We start from the raw sequence: 5,290 nt of genomic DNA, 5'->3' as shown, positions 1-5,290 counted from the left end.
TTCGTCAACACCTTGGTGTTCCGAACCCAGGTGCGGCCCGCCGAGCGCTTCGCCGACCTGCTCGGCGACGTGAAGGAACGCGACCTGGAGGCGTTCGCCAACGCCGACGTGCCGTTCGAGCGCCTGGTCGAGGTGCTCAACCCGGTGCGCTCGACCGCGCGCAACCCGCTGTTCCAGGTGGGCTTGTCGTTCCAGAACCTGGCCGAGACCACCTTCGAGCTGCCCGGGCTCACGGTGAGCGCGGTCAACTTCGACTCCCAGCTGGCCAAGACCGACCTGCACGTCACGCTGTACGACCGCTACGCCGAGGACGGCACACCGGCCGAGATCATCACCGAATTCGGTTACGCCACCGACCTGTTCGACGAGGACACGGTGCAGGGCTTCGCCGACCGGTTCCTGCGGGTGCTCGACGCCGTGCTGGCCGACGCCTCGGTGCTGGTGGGCGAGATCGACCTGCTCGCGCCGCAGGAGAGCGAGCGCATCCTCACCGCCTGGAACGACACCGGCCACGCCGTGGACACCACCGCCACGCTGGTGTCGCTGCTGGATGCCACGGTCGCCGCGACGCCGGAGGCGGTGGCGCTGGTCGCCGACGAGCCGACCGGGCTCCGCGAGCTGACCTACGCCGAACTGGACGCGCGGGTCAACCGCCTGGCCCGCTACCTGGTCGGCCGTGGCGTCGGCCCGGAGGACCGGGTCGCGCTGGCGATCCGCCGGTCCACCGATCTCGTGGTCGCGATGTACGCGGTCGCGAAGGCGGGTGCGGCGTACGTGCCGATCGATCCGGACCAGCCCGCCGAGCGGACCGACTACATCCTCGGCACCGCCGCGCCGGTGTGCGTGCTCACCACCGCGCGCGACGGCTTCCGCACCGCGGCGGCCGAGACCGTGCAGATCGACGGACTCGATCTCGCCGGGTACCCGGACGCACCGGTGACCGCCGCCGAGCGCAATGGTGCGCTGACCCCCGCGAACACCGCGTACGTGATCTTCACCTCCGGATCGACCGGCCAGCCGAAGGGCGTCGCCGTTCCGCACGGCGCGATCGTCAACCAGTTGCAGTGGGAGACGACCGTCTTCGAGCTGGGCGCGGACGACGCGGTGCTGCTGAAGACGGCGGCGACGTTCGACCTCTCGGTGTGGGAGTTCTGGTCGGCCGCGGTTTCCGGCGGCCGCCTGGTGCTCTCGGCCGCCGACGGGCACCGCGATCCGGCGTACCTGAACGAACTGATGCGCGCGACCGGCGTCACCACGCTGCACGTGGTGCCGTCCATGCTGGACGCGTTGCTCACCGAAGCCGGTGGCCGTCTGGCGGACTCGCTGCGGCGCGTGCTGGCCATCGGCGAGGCGCTGCCCGCCGCGACCGCCCAGCGGTTGCGCCGCGACAACGCCGCCGAACTGCACAACCTCTACGGTCCGACCGAGGCGGCGGTATCGATCACCAGCCACCTGGTCACCGACGCCGACGAGGCGTCGGTGTCGATCGGCGCGCCGGAGTGGAACAGCCGGGTCTACGTGCTCGACTCCCGTCTGCGGCCGGTTCCGGTCGGCGTCTCGGGTGAGCTGTACCTGGCCGGCGCGCAGCTGGCGCGCGGCTACTTCGGTCGCGCCGACCTGACCGCCGACCGGTTCGTCGCCGACCCGTTCGGCGCGGCGGGCGACCGGATGTACCGCACCGGCGACTTGGTGGCCTGGAGCGCCACCGGCGAGCTGGACTACCGGGGCCGCACCGACTTCCAGGTGAAGATCCGCGGTTTCCGCATCGAACTCGGCGAGATCGAGGCCGCGCTGCTGCGCCAGGACACGGTGAGCGCGGCGGCCGTCGTCGCGCACAACGATCCGAGCATCGGCGACCGGCTGGTCGCCTACGTGGTGACCAGGACGGGCACGCTGGACAACCGCGCGCTGCAGTCCGCGCTGGCGGCCGAGCTGCCGTCGTACATGGTGCCGTCGATGTTCATCCAGCTGGAGGCATTGCCGCTCAACGCGAACGGCAAGCTGGACCGCAAGGCGTTGCCGCAGCCCACCTTCGAGAAGGCGGTGTTCCGCGCGCCGGTCACGCCGATCGAGCAGATCGTGGCGAACACCTTCGCCGAGGTGCTGCGGATCTCCGATCGGGAGGGCGCCGAATCCAAGCGCCTCGGCCTGGACGACGACTTCTTCGCCTGGGGCGGTAACTCGCTGCTGGCCACGCAGGTCGCCGCCCGCCTCGGCGAGGCGCTCGACACCCGGGTGCCGGTGCGCCTGCTGTTCGAGGCGTCCACCGTCGCCGCGCTCGCGGTGCGGGTGGAGCAGCACGCCGACCTGGGCGGTCGCCGCGCGCTCACCGCGGGACCGCGGCCGGAGCACATCCCGCTGTCGCTGGCGCAGCAGCGCATGTGGTTCCTCAACCGGTTCGACACCCAGTCGGCGGCCTACAACGTGCCGATCGCGGTGCGGCTGTCGGGCGCGCTGGACGTGGCCGCGCTGCGCGCCGCGATCGCGGACCTGGTGAGCAGGCACGAGATCCTGCGCACGGTCTACCCGCAGACCGAGGCGGGGCCGGTGCAGGTCATCCTGCCGCCCGCGCAGGCGGTGCCGCGCCTCGAGGTGCGGGTGGTCGCGCCTTCGCAGATCGAGTCCGCCGTCGTGGCACTGACCTCGACGATCTTCGACGTCACCACCGAGGTGCCGGTGAAGGTCGCGCTGTTCCAGATCGCTGGTGCGGGCGCGCAGAACGGGCCGGACGGGTCGGTGGATTACGTGCTGGCCATGGTGGTGCACCACATCTCCGGTGACGGCTCCTCGGTCGGCCCGCTGACCAGGGACCTGATGATCGCCTACGCCGCGCGCGCGGCGGGCGAGGCGCCGAACTGGGCGCCGCTGGAGGTCCAGTACGCGGACTACAGCATCTGGCAGCGCGAACTGCTCGGCGACGAGGACGATCCGGAATCGCTGGCCGCCAAGCAGGTCGCCTACTGGAAGCAGGCGCTGGCCGAGCTGCCCGATCAGCTGGACCTGCCCTCGGACCGGCCCCGCCCCGCCGTGCAGTCGTTCGCGGGCGGCAAGGTCGAGCTGCGGGTGGACGCGCAGACCCACCAGGCGCTGATCGAGCTGGCGCGCGCGGAGGGCGCGACGCTGTTCATGGTCGTGCACACCGCGCTGGCGGTGCTGCTGGCCCGGCTGTCGGGCACCGACGACATCGCGATCGGCACCCCGATGGCCGGCCGCGGCGAAGCCGCGCTCGACGACCTGATCGGCATGTTCGTCAACACCCTGGTGTTCCGCACCCGGGTCGAGGCGGGCGAGGCGTTCACCGACCTGCTGGCCCGCCAGCGCGAGACCGACATCCAGGCGTTCGCCAACGCCGACGTGCCGTTCGAGCGCCTGGTCGAGGTGCTCAACCCGGTGCGCTCGACCGCGCGGCACCCGCTGTTCCAGGTGGGTCTGTCGTTCCAGAACCTGGCGCAGTCCGCACTGGAGCTGCCCGGCTTGAGCGTGTCGGGCCTGGACATCGACACCGAGCTGTCCCAGTTCGACCTGCACCTGATCGCGACCGACCGCTACGACGACGCGGGCGTGCCCGAGGGCATCACCGGGTTCTTCACCTACGCGACGGACATGTTCGATCGCGCCACGGTGCAAGGATTCGTGGACCGCTTCGCGCGCCTGCTCGGCGAGATCGTCGCCGCGCCGCGCACGCCGGTCGGCGACCTCGAGCTGCTCGACGCCGTCGAACGGACCCAGCTGCTCACCGCACGCAACGCGACCGAGCAGGCGGTGGACACCTCCGCCACGCTGGTATCGCTGCTGGACGCCACGGTGGCGTCCGGGCCGAAGGAGGTCGCGCTCGTCACCGAGGACGGCGAGTCGATCACCTACGGCGCGCTCGACGCTCGCGTGAATCGCGTTGCGCGGCACTTGATCTCGTTGGGTGTGGGTCCGGAGTCGCGGGTCGCGCTGGCGTTGCGCCGGTCGGTGGATTTGATCGTGGCGATGTATGCGGTGGCGAAGTCCGGTGGTGCGTATGTGCCGGTGGATCCGGATCAGGCTGCTGAGCGGACGAGTTACATCTTGGAGACGGCGGCACCGGTCTGTGTTTTGACCAATGCCGAGGCGGAGTTCGAGACCGATGTCGCGCCGGTGGTGCGTATCGATGAACTCGATCTGGCAGCAGTGGCAGCCGAGCCGGTCACGGATGCTGATCGTATTGCGCCGTTGCGTGCGGAGAACACGGCGTATGTGATCTTCACCTCCGGTTCGACGGGTCGTCCGAAGGGTGTGGCGGTGCCGCATGGTGCGATCGCGAATCAGTTGCAGTGGAAGGCTGTCGAGTTCGGTCTGGACGCTGCGGATGCGGTGTTGTTGAAGACGGCGGCGACGTTCGATTTGTCGGTGTGGGAGTTCTGGTCGGCGGCGGTGTGTGGTGGTCGTTTGGTGATCGCTTCGCCGGATGGTCATCGGGATCCGGCGTATTTGAACGAGTTGATGGCGCGTGAGTGGGTCACCACGTTGCATGTGGTGCCCTCGATGCTCGACGCGTTGTTGACCGCTGGTATGCCGAACTCGCTGTGGCGGGTGTTGGCGATCGGTGAGGCGTTGCCGGGTTCGGTGGCGCAGCGGTTCCTGCGGGAGAACCCGCGGACCGAACTGTTCAACCTGTACGGTCCGACCGAGGCGGCGGTGTCCATCACCAGCCACCGGGTGACCCTCGCCGACGACACATCCGTGTCGATCGGCGCGCCGGAGTGGAACAGCCAGGTCTACGTCCTCGACTCCCGTCTGCGGCCGGTGCCCGACGGTGTCTCCGGTGAGCTGTATCTCGCCGGTGCGCAGCTGGCGCGCGGCTACTTCGGTCGTGCCGACCTGACGGCGGATCGGTTCGTGGCCAATCCGTTCCAGCCGGGTGCGCGGATGTACCGCACCGGCGACTTGGTCGCCTGGAACAGTGCGGGTGAGCTGGAGTATCGGGGGCGTACGGATTTCCAGGTGAAGATTCGTGGTTTCCGTATCGAGCTGGGTGAGATCGAAGCCGCGTTGCTGGCGTTGCCGCAGATCGCCCAGACAGCGGTGATCGCGAAGTCCGATCCGAGGACCGGTGACCGGTTGGTGGCCTACCTGGTCGCCGCCGATGCCGATGCCGATGCCGGTGTCGGTGTCGATGTGGCGCAGGTGAAGGCTGAACTCACTGCTGGGTTGCCGTCGTATATGGTGCCGTCGGCGTTCGTGGTGTTGGATGCTTTGCCGTTGAATGTGAACGGCAAGCTGGATCGTAAGGCGTTGCCGGAGCCGGAGTTCGAGGTCCAAG

1 protein-coding gene is annotated in these 5,290 nt (G+C 69.5%); it reads left to right on the top strand.

The features are described from left to right. On the top strand, window positions 1-5,290 hold a 5,290-nt coding region (locus tag ON27_RS25245; RefSeq protein WP_043732931.1), incomplete at both ends, for a non-ribosomal peptide synthetase.

Source organism: Nocardia asiatica NBRC 100129 (genome assembly GCF_000308415.1).
In the GTDB taxonomy this organism is placed as follows: domain Bacteria; phylum Actinomycetota; class Actinomycetes; order Mycobacteriales; family Mycobacteriaceae; genus Nocardia; species Nocardia asiatica.
This window is presented reverse-complemented; position numbering and strand designations above follow the sequence as displayed.